The sequence below is a fragment of the Ruegeria arenilitoris genome (assembly GCF_013032445.1).
GTDB classification, from domain to species: Bacteria; Pseudomonadota; Alphaproteobacteria; order Rhodobacterales; family Rhodobacteraceae; genus Ruegeria; species Ruegeria arenilitoris_F.
In genome coordinates this window covers 158,433-174,259 of sequence record NZ_WQCA01000008.1, presented here as the reverse complement: position 1 = coordinate 174,259, position 15,827 = coordinate 158,433, and the positions used below count along the sequence as shown (strand labels likewise).

At 61.2% G+C, this 15,827-nt stretch carries 14 protein-coding genes; 10 read left to right on the top strand and 4 right to left on the bottom strand.

Translation table 11 applies throughout. The features are described 5' to 3' along the window. Positions 1-58 precede the first annotated feature (58 nt). From GOW98_RS13490 to GOW98_RS13445, 10 genes are all read left to right on the top strand, one after another. Complete coding sequence (locus GOW98_RS13490) at positions 59-1,471, top strand: YcjX family protein (protein ID WP_170332840.1); 1,413 nt, start codon at positions 59-61, stop codon at positions 1,469-1,471. Continuing rightward, complete coding sequence (locus GOW98_RS13485; RefSeq protein ID WP_170332838.1) at positions 1,468-1,923, top strand: GNAT family N-acetyltransferase; 456 nt, start codon at positions 1,468-1,470, stop codon at positions 1,921-1,923. Before GOW98_RS13490 ends, GOW98_RS13485 begins: the two co-directional genes overlap by 4 nt. After that, positions 1,916-2,905 carry a YcjF family protein gene (locus tag GOW98_RS13480; RefSeq protein ID WP_170332836.1) on the top strand — a complete coding sequence of 330 codons (990 nt, stop codon included), beginning with the start codon at positions 1,916-1,918 and terminating at the stop codon, positions 2,903-2,905. The genes GOW98_RS13485 and GOW98_RS13480 overlap by 8 nt, the downstream gene beginning before the upstream one ends. A 54-nt stretch (positions 2,906-2,959) precedes the next feature. Further along, a complete protein-coding gene (locus GOW98_RS13475) occupies positions 2,960-3,670 on the top strand; it encodes a VIT1/CCC1 transporter family protein (protein ID WP_170332834.1) in 711 nt (236 codons plus the stop codon). A gap of 92 nt (positions 3,671-3,762) precedes the next feature. Further along, positions 3,763-5,070 (top strand): SDR family oxidoreductase, encoded by a 1,308-nt coding sequence (locus tag GOW98_RS13470; RefSeq protein WP_367646843.1) that lies wholly within the window; start codon positions 3,763-3,765, stop codon positions 5,068-5,070. Continuing rightward, positions 5,070-5,549 carry a DUF2269 family protein gene (locus tag GOW98_RS13465; protein WP_170332832.1) on the top strand — a complete coding sequence of 160 codons (480 nt, stop codon included), beginning with the start codon at positions 5,070-5,072 and terminating at the stop codon, positions 5,547-5,549. Before GOW98_RS13470 ends, GOW98_RS13465 begins: the two co-directional genes overlap by 1 nt. A 92-nt stretch (positions 5,550-5,641) precedes the next feature. Next, a complete protein-coding gene (locus GOW98_RS13460) occupies positions 5,642-8,335 on the top strand; it encodes a DUF2339 domain-containing protein (protein WP_170332830.1) in 2,694 nt (897 codons plus the stop codon). A 164-nt stretch (positions 8,336-8,499) separates the two neighbouring features. Continuing rightward, positions 8,500-11,412, top strand: a complete 2,913-nt coding sequence (gene ileS / locus GOW98_RS13455) for an isoleucine--tRNA ligase (protein ID WP_170332828.1) — start codon at positions 8,500-8,502, stop codon at positions 11,410-11,412. 71 nt (positions 11,413-11,483) lie between these two features. Then, the gene (locus GOW98_RS13450) at positions 11,484-11,939 is read left to right on the top strand and encodes a methylated-DNA--[protein]-cysteine S-methyltransferase (protein ID WP_170332827.1); all 456 of its coding nucleotides are present in this window, start codon (positions 11,484-11,486) and stop codon (positions 11,937-11,939) included. Between the two features lie 76 nt (positions 11,940-12,015). Further along, positions 12,016-12,483: a hypothetical protein gene (locus GOW98_RS13445; RefSeq protein ID WP_170332825.1), complete on the top strand. Its 468-nt coding sequence runs from the start codon at positions 12,016-12,018 to the stop codon at positions 12,481-12,483. On the opposite strand, the gene GOW98_RS13440 is transcribed toward GOW98_RS13445, so the two are convergent. The 4 genes from GOW98_RS13440 to fsa form a co-directional block, all read right to left on the bottom strand. Then, complete coding sequence (locus GOW98_RS13440; RefSeq protein ID WP_170332822.1) at positions 12,468-13,181, bottom strand: CDP-alcohol phosphatidyltransferase family protein; 714 nt, start codon at positions 13,179-13,181, stop codon at positions 12,468-12,470. The genes GOW98_RS13445 and GOW98_RS13440 overlap by 16 nt on opposite strands. An 83-nt stretch (positions 13,182-13,264) precedes the next feature. Next, positions 13,265-14,185, bottom strand: a complete 921-nt coding sequence (locus GOW98_RS13435; protein ID WP_170332820.1) for a tyrosine recombinase XerC — start codon at positions 14,183-14,185, stop codon at positions 13,265-13,267. Beyond that, positions 14,182-14,889: a DUF484 family protein gene (locus GOW98_RS13430; protein ID WP_170332818.1), complete on the bottom strand. Its 708-nt coding sequence runs from the start codon at positions 14,887-14,889 to the stop codon at positions 14,182-14,184. The genes GOW98_RS13435 and GOW98_RS13430 overlap by 4 nt, the downstream gene beginning before the upstream one ends. Positions 14,890-15,085: 196 nt before the next feature. Beyond that, positions 15,086-15,739: a fructose-6-phosphate aldolase gene (gene fsa / locus GOW98_RS13425; protein WP_170332816.1), complete on the bottom strand. Its 654-nt coding sequence runs from the start codon at positions 15,737-15,739 to the stop codon at positions 15,086-15,088. Positions 15,740-15,827: the final 88 nt, after the last annotated feature.

Sequence of the window (15,827 nt, the reverse complement as noted above, 5' to 3'; positions counted from 1 at the left end):
TGGCAAGTACGACAACCTCTACCTATCTTGAGCGAAACGATAAAAGCGGGGCGACAGTTTGGTCATCTCATCCCTGGCAGACAGTCTTGTACGCGGTGTCGAAACCGTGGGCGACCGTATGTCCGAGACATTGTTCGAGCCGGTCATACGTCTGGGTGTCACCGGTTTGGCGCGGTCGGGCAAGACGGTGTTCATCACTTCCCTGGTTGCAAACCTGCTGGACCGGGGGCGGATGCCCGGACTGGTCGCACAGCAGGAGGGGCGGATTAATACCGCCTATCTGCAGCCACAGCCCGACGATACTGTGCCCCGGTTCGACTATGAAAACCATCTGGCCGCGCTGACCGGCCCGCAACCACATTGGCCCGACAGCACCCGTGCCGTGTCCGAACTGCGCCTGTCGTTCAAGGCCCGCCCTGCGGGTTTGCTGTCCGGCCTACAGGGGCCGCGCACCATCCATTTGGATATCGTGGACTATCCCGGCGAATGGCTGCTGGATCTGGCCTTGCTGGACAAATCCTACGAGGTCTGGTCGGCCGAAACCTTGGAGCGCATCGCGCGGCGATCCGAGGCCGAGGCATTTCTTACGCAGGCCAAAGCAGCCGACCCAGCTGCAGCGCATGATGAACCGACGGCGCAGGCACTGTCCAAAGCATTTGCGGCTTATCTGGCTGGCGCACGAGATGCCGGGTTCTACGATTGCACGCCGGGCCGATTCCTGTTGCCGGGCGATCTTGAGGGCTCACCGGTGCTGACCTTTGCTCCCCTGCCGGTGGAAGGACACGCCCCGCGCCGTAGCCTGCACCGGGAAATGGCGCGGCGCTACGAGGCCTATAAGGCACAAGTCGTAAAGCCGTTCTTCCGCGATCATTTCTCTCGGATCGACCGGCAGGTGGTTCTGGTCGACGCCCTGGGCGCGATCCACAAGGGGCCACAGGCGGTCGAGGATATGCGCCGAGCGATGGCTGAAATACTTGCGGCCTTCCGTCCGGGGCGCAACGCTTGGCTCAGTCAGTTGCTGTTGGGCAAACGGGTCGAGCGCATCCTGTTCGCAGCCACCAAGGCCGATCACCTGCACCACACGCAACATCCCCGCCTGACCCATATCATGGAGGCCCTGACCCGCGACGCCCGCGACCGGGCCAGTTTTGCCGGTGCGGAAACGTCAGCGCTGTCGCTGGCGGCCCTGCGGGCGACGACTGAGGAAATTCGCACTCATAATGGGGTCGAACTGCCCTGCGTGCGCGGCACTTTGCTGGACGGAAAACAGGCGGCCTTTTATCCTGGTGATCTGCCTGAAGACCCGGCGCATCTGTTGGGTCCGGCTCGCAACGGGGCCGAAAGCTGGTTGGGTGAGGAATTTGGCTTCATGGCCTTTGCACCCGCGCATCTAACCCTGCGCCCCGGTGATGGCCCGCCGCATATCCGGCTGGACCGCGCCGCGCAGTTCCTGATCGGAGACCGCCTGTGACTGTCACTCTCCGTCCAGCTCGCAGCACGGATGCCGGTGCGACCGGAGAGATCCTGCACGGGTTCGCCCTCGAAAACGACTGGATGCCCGAACTGCATTCCTGCGCCGAAACCATCGCCTTTTGTGGCCGGATGATCGATCAGGGCTGGGTCACGGTGGCCGAGGCGGATGATGGTGTCATAGGGTTCCTGGCGTTGAACGGGGATGACATCCACTCGCTGTACCTGACATCTGCGGCGCGCGGGCAGGGGGTCGGGCAGCGTCTATTGCAACATGCCAAATCCCGTCGGGCGCAGCTGTCTCTTTTTGCGTTTCAGGCCAATTTGGGTGCGCAGCGGTTCTATGAGCGCAATGGGTTTGCCGAGGTTGCCCGCAGCGACGGCGCCGGCAATGATGAGAACCTGCCGGACATCAAATATGTCTGGCGCAGGGAAGGAGTGGCGGATGGCTAAAGGTCCGGTGCTGATCGATCTGGATGCAGAAGAGCCCGCAGCCGATGTGTCGCAGGCTCCGCCGGTGCCCGACATTGCTCCACCGCAGGGGCAGGCGATGCAGACGGCGGCTCGGCTGGCGGCGCGAAAACCTTCGGCCCTGTCGCGGTGGTTCTGGGGGCTGGCGCTGGCGGTGATTGGTACGGTGGTCTCGGTCGCTGCATGGGATTTCGTTAATTCGCTGCTGCTGCGCGCGCCGATTTTGGGCTGGGTCGTGACCGGCTTGATGGTCGCGTTTGTACTGGTCGCCCTGATCATCGCGATTCGGGAATTGGCGGCCATCGGGCGATTGTCCCGCGTGGACGGGATGCGCCACGCCGCAGATGTCGCATTGGCCGAGGGTGATCTGGTGCAAGCCCGTGCAGTCACCGACCGCCTGATTGCGTTCTACAAGGGGCGCGACGAAACCCAGTGGGGCCGCGACCGGCTGGCCGAGCGGATGGGTGAGCAGTTCGACGCCTCCACCCTGCTGACTCTGGCCGAAGATGAACTTCTGGCCCCCTTGGATGCTGCCGCCAGCCGCGAAGTCGAAGCGGCGGCTCGACAAGTTGCGACCGTGACCGCGCTGGTGCCTCTGGCGCTGGCGGATGTGGTGACGGCCCTAGCGGCGTCGCTGCGGATGATCCGTCGGGTGGCTGAAATCTACGGCGGTCGCGCAGGGTTTCTGGGCAGTTGGCGACTAACCCGCGCGGTGTTCGTACATCTGGTCGCGACCGGGGCCGTCGCCGTGGGCGACGACCTGCTGGAGCCGGTTCTGGGCGGATCGGTTCTCAGCAAACTCTCTCGCAGGTTTGGTGAGGGGCTGGTGAACGGTGCCCTCAGCGCGCGGGTCGGGGTGGCCGCGATGGAGGTCTGCCGTCCGCTGCCGTTCTCCGACCGGCACCAACCTTCGACGCGCGGGATGATCAAACGGGCCCTCAGCGGGTTGTTTACGAAAACTTGACCTGACGCAAAGTCATCCGGTCTGCTGGTGCGCAAAATAAAGCCGGAGCCAGCCATGACCGATCACGGACACAGCCAGCAGGAAATCGTCGCAAGGATCAATGCGCCACCGGGGCGGGGGGTGCTGCGCGATGTCGTCTACGGAGGCATTGATGGCTCGGTGACCACCTTTGCCATCGTGGCCGGGGTTGCCGGGGCCGGCCTGTCACCCTTTATCATTGTCGCGTTGGGGTTGGCCAATGTGCTGGCGGATGGGTTTTCCATGGCCGCCGGGAACTACTCGGGCACCAAGGCCGAGTTGGACAACATACGCCGTATCCGTGCCATTGAAGAACGCCACATCGACCTCTACCCCGACGGTGAGCGCCGCGAAGTGCGCGAGATTCTGGCGCAGAAGGGCCTGTCCGGTCGCGTGTTGAACGAGGCGACAGATGCAATCACCGCCAACCATGAAAACTGGATCGACCTGATGGTCGAGGGCGAATACGGGCTGGGCAGTGTCGATCCCCATCCGTTCAAGGCTGCGATGGCAACCTTCATAGCGTTCCTCGTTGCCGGTATGGTGCCGTTGTTGCCGTTCCTTCTGGGGCTTGATCAGGCTTTTGTCATCTCGGCCTGCATGACCATGGGGGTTTTCTTCGCCATCGGCGCGTTCAAGAGCCGCTGGTCTCTTGCCCCGTGGTGGAGATCGGGGTTCGAGACTTTTGCGATCGGCGGGGCCGCCGCGTTGATCGCCTATCTTGTTGGATCGCTGTTCCACCCGTGACGGCCAAGATTGTCGCAGAGTGGCGCATATGGCTGGTCAATCCCGGGTCAGCAGTTAGGCTGCTGAAAACAAGTTCAGGTGTTTGAGGCCCAGTGCAGCTTGCGAATAAAAACGTTCTGGTTTTAGGGGCTTATGGCTTTATCGGCGCTGCTGTTACGCGGTCGTTGCGGGCTGAGGGCGCGCGTGTTTCGGCCTTTGTGCGCAGCGGGAAATCGGCCGCGCAGGTTCTCGGCGACGTTCCGCAGATACAGGGCGACTTGCGGGCCTGTTTGCAGTCCGAGGATTGGGACAGTCACCTGCAGCGCATTGATTGCGTCGTAAACTGTGCGGGCGCTTTGCAGGATGGGCCTGCCGATGATCTTGAGGCCGTGCATCATACCGCCATTGCCGCTTTGGGCCGTGCATGCGCCGACAAAGCCATCCCCATTGTCCAAATATCCGCCATCGGAGCCGAACCCGACGCCGACACCGATTTCATGCGCACCAAGGCGGCAGGTGACGCTGCGCTGCGTGCCTGCGGTGCTCCGTTGTGGATCCTCAAGCCCGGGCTGGTGATCGGGCAGTCGGATTATGGTGGCACCGCGCTGTTGCGGATGCTGGCGGCAGTGCCTTTGGTTCAGCCCATCGCATTTCCCGATACTCCCGTTCAATGCGTCGGGATGCCGGATTTGTGCCGCGCCGTTGTGCAGGGTGTAGCGCAGGACTTGCCGCAGGGGGCCTATGATCTGGTCGAAGATTCACCCTCGACTTTGTCCGACGTGCTTGACGAAACCCGCAAATGGATGGGGTTCCCGGCTGCGGGGGTCACGGTGGCTGTGCCGGGTTTGGTGACCGGCCTGATCTCGGCCTTTGCGGATGGGTTGGGGCATTTGGGTTGGCGCTCGCCCTTGCGCAGCAATGCGATGACGGTGATGGCCGACGGCGTGGTGGGTGACCCTAAACCCTACCGTGCGGTCACCGGCCAATCGCTGGCCAGCTTGCCGCTGATCTACGCCGGTCTGACTTGTTCGCGCGAGCATCGGCTGGCCGCGCGTATGTCGCTGCTGATGCCTCTGGTCGTCACCGTGCTGAGCCTGTTCTGGCTGCTGTCTGGTCTGTTTGGCTTGATCAGCCTGCCAACGGCCGCGGCCACTCTGACCGATGCCGGCTGGAGCATGGCCATGGCTGTTGCAAGTGTCCTGTTCTGGTCCTTTGTCGATATCGCGCTGGGCCTTGCCGTTCTGTGGCGCCCTTGGGCGGCGCGCGCCTGTCTGGCGCAGGTCGCCGTTGCCATGGTTTATCTTTTGTCCGCCAGTTTCACCGTCCCCGGCCTGTGGCTCGACCCACTCGGCTCGCTGATCAAAATCCTGCCTGCGATGACGTTGTCGTTGATCGCCTGGCCCCTGTTGCAGAGCCGCTGATGGACCCGGACCTGATCCTGCGCTGGTTGCACGTCATCGGAGCCTGCGTTCTGCTGGGCACCGGCGCGGGGATCGCGTTTTTCATGCTGATCGCGCACCGATCGGGCGATGCCCGGTTTATCGCGCAGACCGCTGGGATTGTGGTTCTGGCCGACCTGTTGTTCACGACAACAGCCGTTATCGCCCAGCCCATAACCAGAGGTCTGCTGGCCTGGTGGCTGGGCTGGCCCCTGACCGAGGGGTGGATACTGGCCTCGCTGGTGTTATACGCAATGGCCGGGGTGTTCTGGCTGCCGGTCGTGTGGATACAGGTGCGGATGCGGGGGCTGGCACAGACGGCGGCTGATCGCGCAGTTCCCCTGCCACAAGCCTATTACCGCCTGTTCCGCATCTGGTTCGCCTGTGGGTTTCCGGCATTTGCGGCGGTGTTGATTATCCTCTGGCTGATGATCGCACGCCCATCGATTGGGTGGGGTTAGCCCACGGGCCAACGCGCAAATCACCGGGATTTCTGACTGTTGCCCGTCGCGTGCCTCGGATAACCTGCGGTTGAAACCACCCGGAGAGCGCCTTGGAATCCCTGCTTGTTCTTGTCGGATTGATCGTGCTGGCCATTCCGGTGGCCATCATTGTTCTACTTGTCGGCCACACGCGCCTGCGCCGTCGGGTCGAACAACTGGAACAGCAACTGCGCGCGTTGGGCGGAGACGTAACTAAGGCACGCCCGGTTTCCGCCCAGTCAGAGCCGCGTAAACCGACCGAAGAGCCGGATAAGACGCCAAAGCCCGCCCCGTGGTCCAAGCCTCAAACGTCCGAACCTGCCTCAGAGCAGTACCCACCGGCCGCTGTTGTGTTTCGCGAAGACCGCCTTTCGGCGCTTACAGTCTGGTTGCGGGAGAACTGGTTTTATGCGGTGTCTGCCTTGTCGCTGGCACTGGCTGGAATTTTTCTGGTGCAATACGGCGTCGAAAACGGGTTGTTACCTCCGTCCGCCCGCGTAATTGCAGCGTTGCTTTTCGGTGCGGCAATGATCGTTGCGGGGGAGGTGATCCGGCGCAGGTATGGCGATGAGGAAACCTCAGCCACCGCGTATTTGCCTTCGGTCTTCTCCGGCGCTGGTCTGGTCACCTTGTTCGGAGGCATTTTGGCCGCAAGGCAGCTTTATGACCTGATTGGCCCCGAGGCCGCGTTGGCCGCGATGGTTGTGATCGCGGTGCTGGGATTGGTCTTGGGCTGGTTCCATGGCCCCTTGCTGGCTGCCGTCGGTTTGATCGGAGCCTTTTCAGCCCCCTTCGTCGTTGGCGGAACCTCTGAGGACCCAAGCTGGCTGTATGCCTATTTCTTCGTGATCGCCGTGTTGGGTTTGGGGATCGATACGGTGCGGCGCTGGGCGTGGATATCGGTCCTCACGTTGTTCGGCGCGTACACCACTTGCCTGCTGTTGGTGTTGTCCTCACCGTTGACCGAGCCAGCCTATCTGATCTGCGTCACGGCGCTGGCGGTAATTGCCATTGCCATCCCGGTTCGGCGCCTGTGGCCCGATCATGGCGGCGCGATGATCAGCCAGATTATAGGGCGTAAAAAGGGGGATGCGTGGCCTGAATTTCCAACCCGGATTGGCTTTGCCGCAGTTGCCGTGAGTTCAGCGATTTTGTCGGTGCACTGGGCCGATAGCTCGGCAGAGTTTTGGCTGGGGGTTGCATTGCTGGCGGGGCTGACGCTTGGATTGATGCTGTGGGGCAGAAGGGCAGAGGCCTTGCAAGACGCGACTGCGTTGCCCGCGATTGGCCTTGTCTGGTTTGTTCTGGTGCATGGCTGGGACAATAGCGTTGTCCTGCGCCAATTTGCTGATACCTATGCAGAAACTGCCGAGGCGGATTACCCTTGGGTAATCACGATCCTGATCATTCTGGGCGCGGTGATTTCCGTCACCGCAACGTGGCGTTCGATACAGGCCCGCAGATTTGCCGCCGTTTGGGCCGGTGCGGCTGCCGTTTTCGCGCCTGCCTTGGCTATCGCGCTTGAGATCGGCTGGCACCCTGCAAATGTCATCGGAGCCTATCCGTGGGCGCTGCATGGCATCGCCTTGGGCGTTCTGATGGTAGTTTTTGCCGAGCGCTTTGCGCGCGTTGACGGCGACCAACGGATGCGCGCCTCTTTGGCGACGCTTTCGGCGCTGTCCTGTTTGACCTTTGCCTGTGTCATCGTCCTCAGTTCGGCAGCGCTGACCATAGCTCTGGTCGTAATGGTTGTCGTGGCCGCCGCGCTGGATCGCAAATTCACCCTGCCGCCGATGAGTTGGTTCATCTGGGTCGGCGTGTTCACGGTCACGGTGCGGCTGGTCTTGAACCCGGGGTTGGACTGGGCCAGCACAGCGCCAGTGACTGAGATGGCATTGGTCTACAGTGCGGCCACCGTTGGGTTCCTGATTGGGTGGCTGCTGATCCGTCCGTTGGACCGCCCCGTGGCAACGCTGCTGTTGGAGAGCGCGGCTTGGGCGACAGGGGGCATTCTGTTGTCGCTTCTTCTGGAGCGCTGGTTGCAGAGCTTTGGTGAAGGAAACGCCACCAACAGCCATTGGGGGCTGGGTCTGCTCGCGATCATCTGGCTACTGTTGGCCTTTGCACAGGTGCAGCGGTTCGAACTGGGCGGCAAGCTGAACTATGCCCGTTATTTGCTGGCTGCGTTCTTTGCCGGTCATGGCCTCTTTCGGATGGCTCAGGCGTTGGCTGATGCGAACCCGTTGCTCAGTACGGTTGCGCCACCGGTTCTGGGGCCGCCGGTGTTGAACACGCTGGCGGTCGCCTATTTGCTACCTGCTCTGGCCATCGGGTTCTCGGTTTGGCGCATCTACGCGACGCCGCTTTGGCTCAAGCGCGCCAGTTGGGGGCTCAGCGGCCTTTTGGCGGCGGTTTGGCTGGGCCTGATGATCCGTCACGTCTGGCAGGGGGCTGGTGGCATGTATGAAGGCAACGGCGTGACCCAGCCCGAGCTTTACACCTATACCATGGCCCTGCTGGTGATCGGGGCGGCGCTGTTCTACCAATCATTGGCGCGCCGATCCGACCTGATGCGCAAGGCTGGGCTGGCGGTGATCGGGCTGGCTGTGGCCAAGGTGTTCCTGATCGATATCGCCGGGCTTGGCGGGTTGATCCGGGTGTTCTCGCTGCTGGCACTGGGCCTTGCGCTGGCCGGTCTCGCGTGGCTCAACCGCTGGGCCAAGCTGCGCCATTCGCCGCAGGGGGCGGACCCTCTGGACCATTAGGCGTGGGCGTCTTATAAGCGCGGCCATGTATGACCGTTTGGCCATCATTATTCGAATTATATCCCCGGCGCTCTGACCCTCTGAGACGCCGGGCAAAGGTGTTTGAGACTTCGCACCGACCGCTTCGATCCTAGTACGACCAGATCATCCAAAGGACGCCCCCAATGTGCGCCGACACGATCCAGACACCTGATTACAAAGACACGCTGAACCTGCCCAAAACCGAATTCCCCATGCGCGCTGGTCTGCCCAAGCGCGAACCCGCATGGCTGGAACGGTGGGAAACCATCGGCGTCTATGACCGCCTGCGCGAAAAAGAGGGCCGCGCGCCCTTCACGCTGCACGATGGCCCACCCTACGCCAACGGCCACCTGCATATTGGTCACGCGTTAAACAAGACCATCAAGGACATGATCGTGCGCAGCCATCAGATGATGGGCTTCGATGCGCGCTATGTGCCCGGCTGGGACTGCCACGGTCTGCCAATCGAATGGAAGATCGAAGAGCAGTACCGCAAGAAGGGTAAGAATAAGGACGAAGTGAACGTCGTCGATTTCCGTCAGGAATGCCGGAAGTTCGCCGAGGGCTGGATCGACATTCAGCGTGAAGAGTTCAAGCGTCTTGGCATCACTGGTAACTGGGCCGATCCCTATATCACCATGGACTATCACGCCGAAGCCGTGATCGCCGACGAGTTCATGAAGTTCCTGATGAACGGCACGCTCTATCAGGGCTCGAAGCCCGTGATGTGGTCGCCCATCGAAAAGACCGCTTTGGCTGAGGCCGAAGTCGAGTATCACGACAAGGAAAGCTTCACCATCTGGGTGAAGTTCAAGGTCGTGAACGCGGGCGATTTGGATGACGCATTTGTTGTGATCTGGACGACCACCCCGTGGACCATGCCGTCCAACAAGGCGGTCGTTTTTGGCAAGGACATCTCCTACGGTCTGTACGAAGTCACCGGCGCTCCGGAAGAATGCTGGGCTGCGGTGGGCGACAAGTTCCTGCTGGCCGACAATCTGGCCGCCGATGTGCTTGGCCGTGCCCGTCTGAACGACGATCAGTGGACCCGCGTCCGTGACGTGACCACCGATGAACTGGCAGGTGTGCAACTGACCCACCCGCTGGCCGGGGCCGAGGGCGGCAATGGCGAATGGGACGATATCCGCGACTTCCGCGCTGCCGATTTCGTGACCGATACCGAAGGTACCGGTTTCGTCCACTGTGCGCCCTCGCACGGTATGGAAGAATTCGAGCTGTACCGCGATCTGGGTATGCTGGAACAGGTCATCACCTATAACGTGATGGATGATGGCAGCTTCCGCGCCGACCTGCCGTTCTTTGGCGGCGAGTACATCCTGTCCCGCAAGGGCGGCGAGGGTGATGCGAACAAGGCCGTGATCGACAAGCTGGTCGAGGTTGGCGGTCTGCTGGCGCGTGGCAAGATCAAACACAGCTATCCGCATTCGTGGCGCTCGAAAGCTCCGATCATCTATCGCAACACGCCGCAGTGGTTTGCATCCGTTGACCGCAAGCTGAACGATGGCATGGGCGAGATGGGGGATACCATCCGTGAACGCGCCCTGCGCTCGATCGACGAACTGGTGAAGTGGACACCGCAGACAGGCCGCAACCGCCTGTATTCGATGATCGAAGCGCGCCCGGACTGGGTTCTGTCGCGTCAGCGCGCCTGGGGCGTGCCGCTGACCTGCTTCACCAAGAAGGGGGCTCTGCCGACCGACGCCGATTACCTGCTGCACAACGAAGACCTGAACGCCCGCATCAAGGCGGCGTTTGAGAAGGACGGCGCGGATATCTGGTACACTGACGGGTTCAAGGAGCAGGTGTTGGACGGCATCGCCAACCCGGACGAATACGATCAGGTGTTCGACGTGCTGGATGTGTGGTTCGACTCGGGCTCGACCCACGCCTTTGTTCTGCGTGACCGTGAGGACGGCACCGAAGACGGCATCGCTGATGTCTACATGGAAGGCACCGACCAGCACCGCGGTTGGTTCCATTCGTCGATGCTACAAGCCTGTGGCACCAAGGGTCGTGCACCGTATCGCAACGTGGTGACTCACGGCTTTACGCTGGATGCCAAGGGCAACAAGATGTCCAAATCGTTGGGCAATACCATCGTGCCGGAAGAGGTCGTCAAGCAATACGGCGCCGACATTCTGCGCCTCTGGGTGGCTCAAACCGACTATACCGCTGACCAGCGGATCGGGCCGGAGATTCTGAAAGGCACAGCCGACAGCTATCGCCGCTTGCGCAACACCATGCGGTTCATGCTGGGCTCGCTGGCCGATTTCACCGAAGCCGACCGTGTCGCGCCCGAGGAGATGCCGCGCCTGGAACGATGGGTCCTGAGCCGTCTGGCCGATCTGGATAAGCAGGTGCGCAAAGGTTACGCCGCGTTCGATTTCCAGGGTGTGTTCAGTGCGGTCTTCACCTTTGCCACGGTCGATCTGTCGTCTTTCTACTTCGACGTCCGCAAGGATGCGCTGTATTGCGACGGAGACAGCCTGCGCCGCCGCGCGGCCCGCACCGTTCTGGACATCCTGTTCCACCGCCTGACCACATGGTTGGCCCCGGTGCTGGTGTTCACCATGGAAGAGGTCTGGTTGGAACGCTTCCCGGGCGATGACAGCTCGGTCCATCTGGTGGATTTCCCGGAGACGCCCGCCGATTGGCGCAACGAGGTGATGGAAACCTACATGGCTAAGGTGCGCCGCGTACGCCGCGCCGTGACCGCCGCGTTGGAGGTTCAGCGTCAGGACAAGGTGATCGGCTCCAGCCTTGAGGCCGCGCCGATCGTACATGTCGAGGATCAGGAAACACGCGATCTGCTGGCAACCTTCGACGTGGATGACATGTGCATCACGTCCGGTTTGACGGTTACCGGCGATCCAGCCCCGGCCGAGGCGTTCCGCGTGCCGGAAATCGAAGGCGTCGCAGTGGTGTTCGAAAAGGCCGAGGGCGAGAAATGCCAACGGTGTTGGAAAATCCTGCCCGATGTGGGCCGTCACGCCCACGTAGGTGTCTGCGGACGCTGCGACGAGGCGCTGAGCTAAGATCAAACCCCCGGCCCAACCGCCGGGGGTTTTTCGTTGCGCCGGGACGGGCGATCTGAAACGTTGCCCTCATGCCGATGATCGCCGTTGAAACTCAGTTTGGTTGCCTTGGTGTCGAAGAGACCGACGGAGCCATCACGCGCCTTGTGTGGAATGGCCGGAACCAAGGGCCTGAGACGCCGTTGTTGCAGGAAGCCGCCGCGCAGTTGGCGGCCTATGATCAGGGGCGGCTGGAGCGGTTTGATCTGCCCTACCGCGTGCAAGGATCGACGTTTCAACAGCAGGTCTGTGATCTGATGTACGCAATCCCTTTGGGCGAAACCCGCACCTATGGTGATATCGCCAAAGAGCTGGGGCAGCCGCCACAACCCGTGGGGCAAGCCTGCGGAGCAAACCCGATCCCGGTCATCATTCCCTGTCACCGGGTGCTTGCGGCCAACGGTCTTGGCGGTTTTTCCGGGGATGGAGGGGTTGAGACCAAGGTGGCCCTGTTGCGCCACGAACGAGCGGCAGGCCTGCTGATTTGACGGTCGGAATTCTGTTGCAATCCGGCGGTTTGAGGCCCAACTTGTATCAGACAGAGAATTCAAAGGACCGCATTGCATGACCGCCCAAACAGATACGGCCACCCGCAAAAAGGCTATTATTGACAGATTGATGTCACTGGAGGAGCAGGAGCTGGCCACCGCCCAGGCGCATTATGATGCCTTTCTGAAGGATTCCCAGCTGGATGACCGGGAAGGGCACGACAAGGACGACATCGCGGCCTCGCGCGAGAACGCGGATCTTGCAGCGGCCTTTGATGCCCCGGTCCACGCCCATCACGCCAAGATCGACGTGATCGAAAATACTGATTTCAGTGTGACGGATACGGTGCAGCCCGGCGCGGTGGTCAAATTCAACAACCGCCGCTTTGTGGTCTGCGTCTCGACCACGCGGTTTGATGTGGACGGCAAGACCTACATGGGGATCTCAACCCAAAGCCCGATCTACCTGTCGATGGTCGGCCTGCAAGAGGGTGACGTCTTTACCCATAACGGCACCGAGTTCGAGGTTCAGGAAGTCCTGTAATCCGCGCTTTTGCGCTGCGGTATGATCTGCTGCGCAATCCCCGCCGAAACCAGATAAAGGCTGGTGATCACCAGACCCCAATGCGCCCAGCTTTCGGGATGGAAATCGACCCAAGCGGCCCAGCCAGCAAAAAAGGTCCAGGCAAAGGCCATGGGCAATGATACGGTACGCCAGCGCTCGGTTCGGACCGGGTGGATGAACTTCAGCGGCAAGAACATCGCCAGTGACAGCAGCGACACCAGCAGCAGGATGACCCAAAAATTGGGCTCCAGCGCGAAGATCACGATGACGAACATGTTCCAGCAGCCGGGAAAGCCGGAAAAGGAGTTGTCCTTTGTTTTCATGCGCGTATCTGCGAAATACATGGCGCTTGCAAATGTGATGACGATGATCGCAAACCAGCCGGTCCACCCGTCCATCAACCCGGATTTGAACAACGCATAGGCTGGGATGAACACATAGGTCAGGTAGTCGATGATTAGATCCAGCAGCACGCCATCAAATTCAGGCGCGTTCTTCTTGACGTGGTAGTGGCGGGCCAGAGGGCCGTCGATACCGTCCACGATGAACGAGACCACCAGCCACAGATACATCAGGCTCCATTTCTCTTCGACAGCGGCCAGCATGGCCAGCATCGCGAAAACGGCGCCGGTGGCGGTGAACAGATGGACGAAAAGCGCTTTGAATCTAAGGGTCATGCAGGTGTCATGACTGATGCGTTCGCCAGATGCAAACCAAAAGCCGGGTTAAGATGAATGGCTGACGCCACGATGCCAAGACATCACGCTTTGGGGTGGGAGCGGTTGTAGACTTCCATCAACCTTGCCGTATCGACGGCTGTATAGGTTTGGGTGGTCGAGAGCGACGCGTGGCCCAGCAGTTCCTGAATGGCGCGCAGGTCGCCGCCGGCGGACAGAAGATGGGTCGCAAAGCTGTGCCGAAGGGCGTGCGGCGTGGCCGTCGCAGGCAGGCCAAGTTGCATCCGCGCCTTGGCCATCACCCCCTGAATGGCCCGCGGGTTCAGCGGCCCGCCACGTACGCCGCGGAACAGCGCCTTGTCCTTGTCTTGCGGGTGCGGGCATAGCTGAAGGTAGTGATCCACTGCTGCGCGGGCGGCAGGCAGGACCGGCACGATCCGTTCTTTGTTACCTTTGCCGACGATTCGCAGGGTCTCGGGCAGGGGGGCATCGGCGCCGGTCAGTGAGAGCGCCTCAGAGATCCGCAATCCGCAGCCGTAAAGCAGCGTGACCACGGCCACGTCACGGGCCGAGACCCAATCGTTGGTCGATTGCAGTTCGACCGTTTCGATCATGGCGCGGGCGGCGTCTTCGGCCAGTGGGCGGGGCAGCTTCTTGGTGAATTTGGGTGCGCGGGTGGACAGAACGGCGGTGGGTTCGAACCCCTCACGCTCGGCCAGCCAGCGGTAGAAGCTTTTGACCGCTGAGAGTTTGCGCGCAAGTGACCGCGCACCGACACCCGAGGCGCGTTGGTCCGCCATCCACGCACGCATGTCGGACACGGTGATCCGCGCCAGCGCCGCCAGCCCCTGACGTTCGCTGTGGTGCAGGGTCATAAACGACAGGAAATCGGTGACATCCCCGCGATAGGCGGTTTTCGTGTTCTCGGACCGTCCGGCCAGCGCCCCCAAACTGTCCAGCCAATGCTGTAGCGCATCGCGGCAGGCTGGGGAGATCAGGTTCACGACAGCCAGTGGCGCATCGAGCGTTCGAACACGCCAGCGAAGAAGGACAGAAGATCGGTGCCCAGTTGCGGGGTGAAGTGGTTTGCGTCCTTGGCGCCCATGACGATCATGCCGGGCAGGCGGCCTTCACCCAGGTTCAGCCTCAGGCAGGCCTCAGAGCGGAACTGGTTGGCCTTGGCGCCGAAAATCCGGGGATTGGCCTGTGCAATCGGGCGCAGGACAACTTGCCGGGCCGGACCACCACGATCCTGACTGAGATAGGCATCGATGGCCCCTGGCTCGACCACGGTGAGAACACCGCCCAGATTTTCGATGGCCGGGTCTTCCTGACGGACAGTGGTTTCCAGAACCAGTGTGATGTGGTCCACCCGCAGGATATCGGTAATTTCATTGCCGAGCGTGCGTAGGAAATCCTCGAATTCCACGGGTTCCAGCAAGCCAAGAATGGCACGGTGCACCTGATTGGTGCCAGCGAGATTTTCATAGGCCGCTGCGATGACCGAGCGGTGCGTATCCTCGAGCCGGTCCAGCCGGGCCTCAAGCCGTTGCATTGCGATGCCGCGCAGGTCGATGACATTGTCACCGCGCGCCTGTTCGTTGGCGGCCACCAGCGCCTGCATCAGATCCTTGTCATCCAGCACTGCGTCTGGTTCGGCCAGAATCGCGGCGCGGAGATTATCCTTGAGTTTGGTGTTGCTGCTCATGTCCCGTCCGGTCTTTTTTTGTTGGCGGGCTTATAACACGGAATGCGACAATTGCCTTGGGAAAAATGCAGGTAAAAGTGGATTTCATGTGGGGATGTGTCGGAAAGGCTCCAGCCTGCAACATCCTGATCCAAGATCAGGTTTTGCAGTTAGGCCGGGCGCGGCGCCTGACGGCGCCGCGCGGTCGGGTATAAGATCAGAGGATTTTCTGACCGGTCTTGGCCCAGTCGGCCAGGAAGGTCTCAAGGCCTTTGTCGGTCAGCGGGTGGTCGGCCAGTTTCTTGATCACTCCCGGAGGCGCGGTGATTACATCGGCACCGATGCGGGCGCTGTCGGTCACGTGGTTCACGGTGCGGATCGAAGCGGCGAGGATTTCGGTTTCGAACCCGTAGTTGTCGTAGATCTGACGGATATCCGCGATCAGGTCCATGCCGTCGAGGTTGATGTCGTCCAGACGGCCAATAAAGGGTGAGATGAAGGTTGCGCCCGCTTTGGCAGCCAAAAGCGCCTGATTGGCCGAGAAGCACAGGGTTACGTTTACCATTTGGCCTTCGTCACTGAGTGTTTTGCAGGTTTTGAGGCCGGCCCAAGTCAGTGGCACTTTAACCGCGATGTTCGGCGCGATCTTGGCCAGCTTGCGGCCTTCGGCGATCATGTCGTCAGCCTCGGTGGCGACGACCTCGGCTGACACGGGGCCGTCGACCAGATCACAGATCTCTTTGGTCACTTCCAGAATGTCGCGGCCCGATTTCAGGATCAGCGAGGGGTTGGTGGTCACGCCGTCCACCATGCCGAGATCGTTCAGTTCGGCGATGGCGTCGATCTCGGCGGTGTCTACGAAGAATTTCATGAGGGCAGTCCTTTGATGGGTTGGCCTTGGTCGCGGATGCCTTTACCTCAAAGAGACCCATGCTTAAACCCCCCGGCCCAAGGATATG

What these genes read in the sequence shown, in the direction of transcription:
- GOW98_RS13475 (WP_170332834.1), top strand. Translation starts at nt 2,960, where the DNA reads ATGACCGATCACGGACACAGCCAGCAGGAAATCGTCGCAAGGATCAAT.
- GOW98_RS13450 (WP_170332827.1), top strand. Translation starts at nt 11,484, where the DNA reads ATGCCGATGATCGCCGTTGAAACTCAGTTTGGTTGCCTTGGTGTCGAA.
- GOW98_RS13440 (WP_170332822.1), bottom strand. Translation starts at nt 13,181, where the DNA reads ATGACCCTTAGATTCAAAGCGCTTTTCGTCCATCTGTTCACCGCCACC.
- GOW98_RS13480 (WP_170332836.1), top strand. Translation starts at nt 1,916, where the DNA reads ATGGCTAAAGGTCCGGTGCTGATCGATCTGGATGCAGAAGAGCCCGCA.
- GOW98_RS13465 (WP_170332832.1), top strand. Translation starts at nt 5,070, where the DNA reads ATGGACCCGGACCTGATCCTGCGCTGGTTGCACGTCATCGGAGCCTGC.
- GOW98_RS13430 (WP_170332818.1), bottom strand. Translation starts at nt 14,889, where the DNA reads ATGAGCAGCAACACCAAACTCAAGGATAATCTCCGCGCCGCGATTCTG.
- GOW98_RS13445 (WP_170332825.1), top strand. Translation starts at nt 12,016, where the DNA reads ATGACCGCCCAAACAGATACGGCCACCCGCAAAAAGGCTATTATTGAC.
- fsa (WP_170332816.1), bottom strand. Translation starts at nt 15,739, where the DNA reads ATGAAATTCTTCGTAGACACCGCCGAGATCGACGCCATCGCCGAACTG.
- ileS (WP_170332828.1), top strand. Translation starts at nt 8,500, where the DNA reads ATGTGCGCCGACACGATCCAGACACCTGATTACAAAGACACGCTGAAC.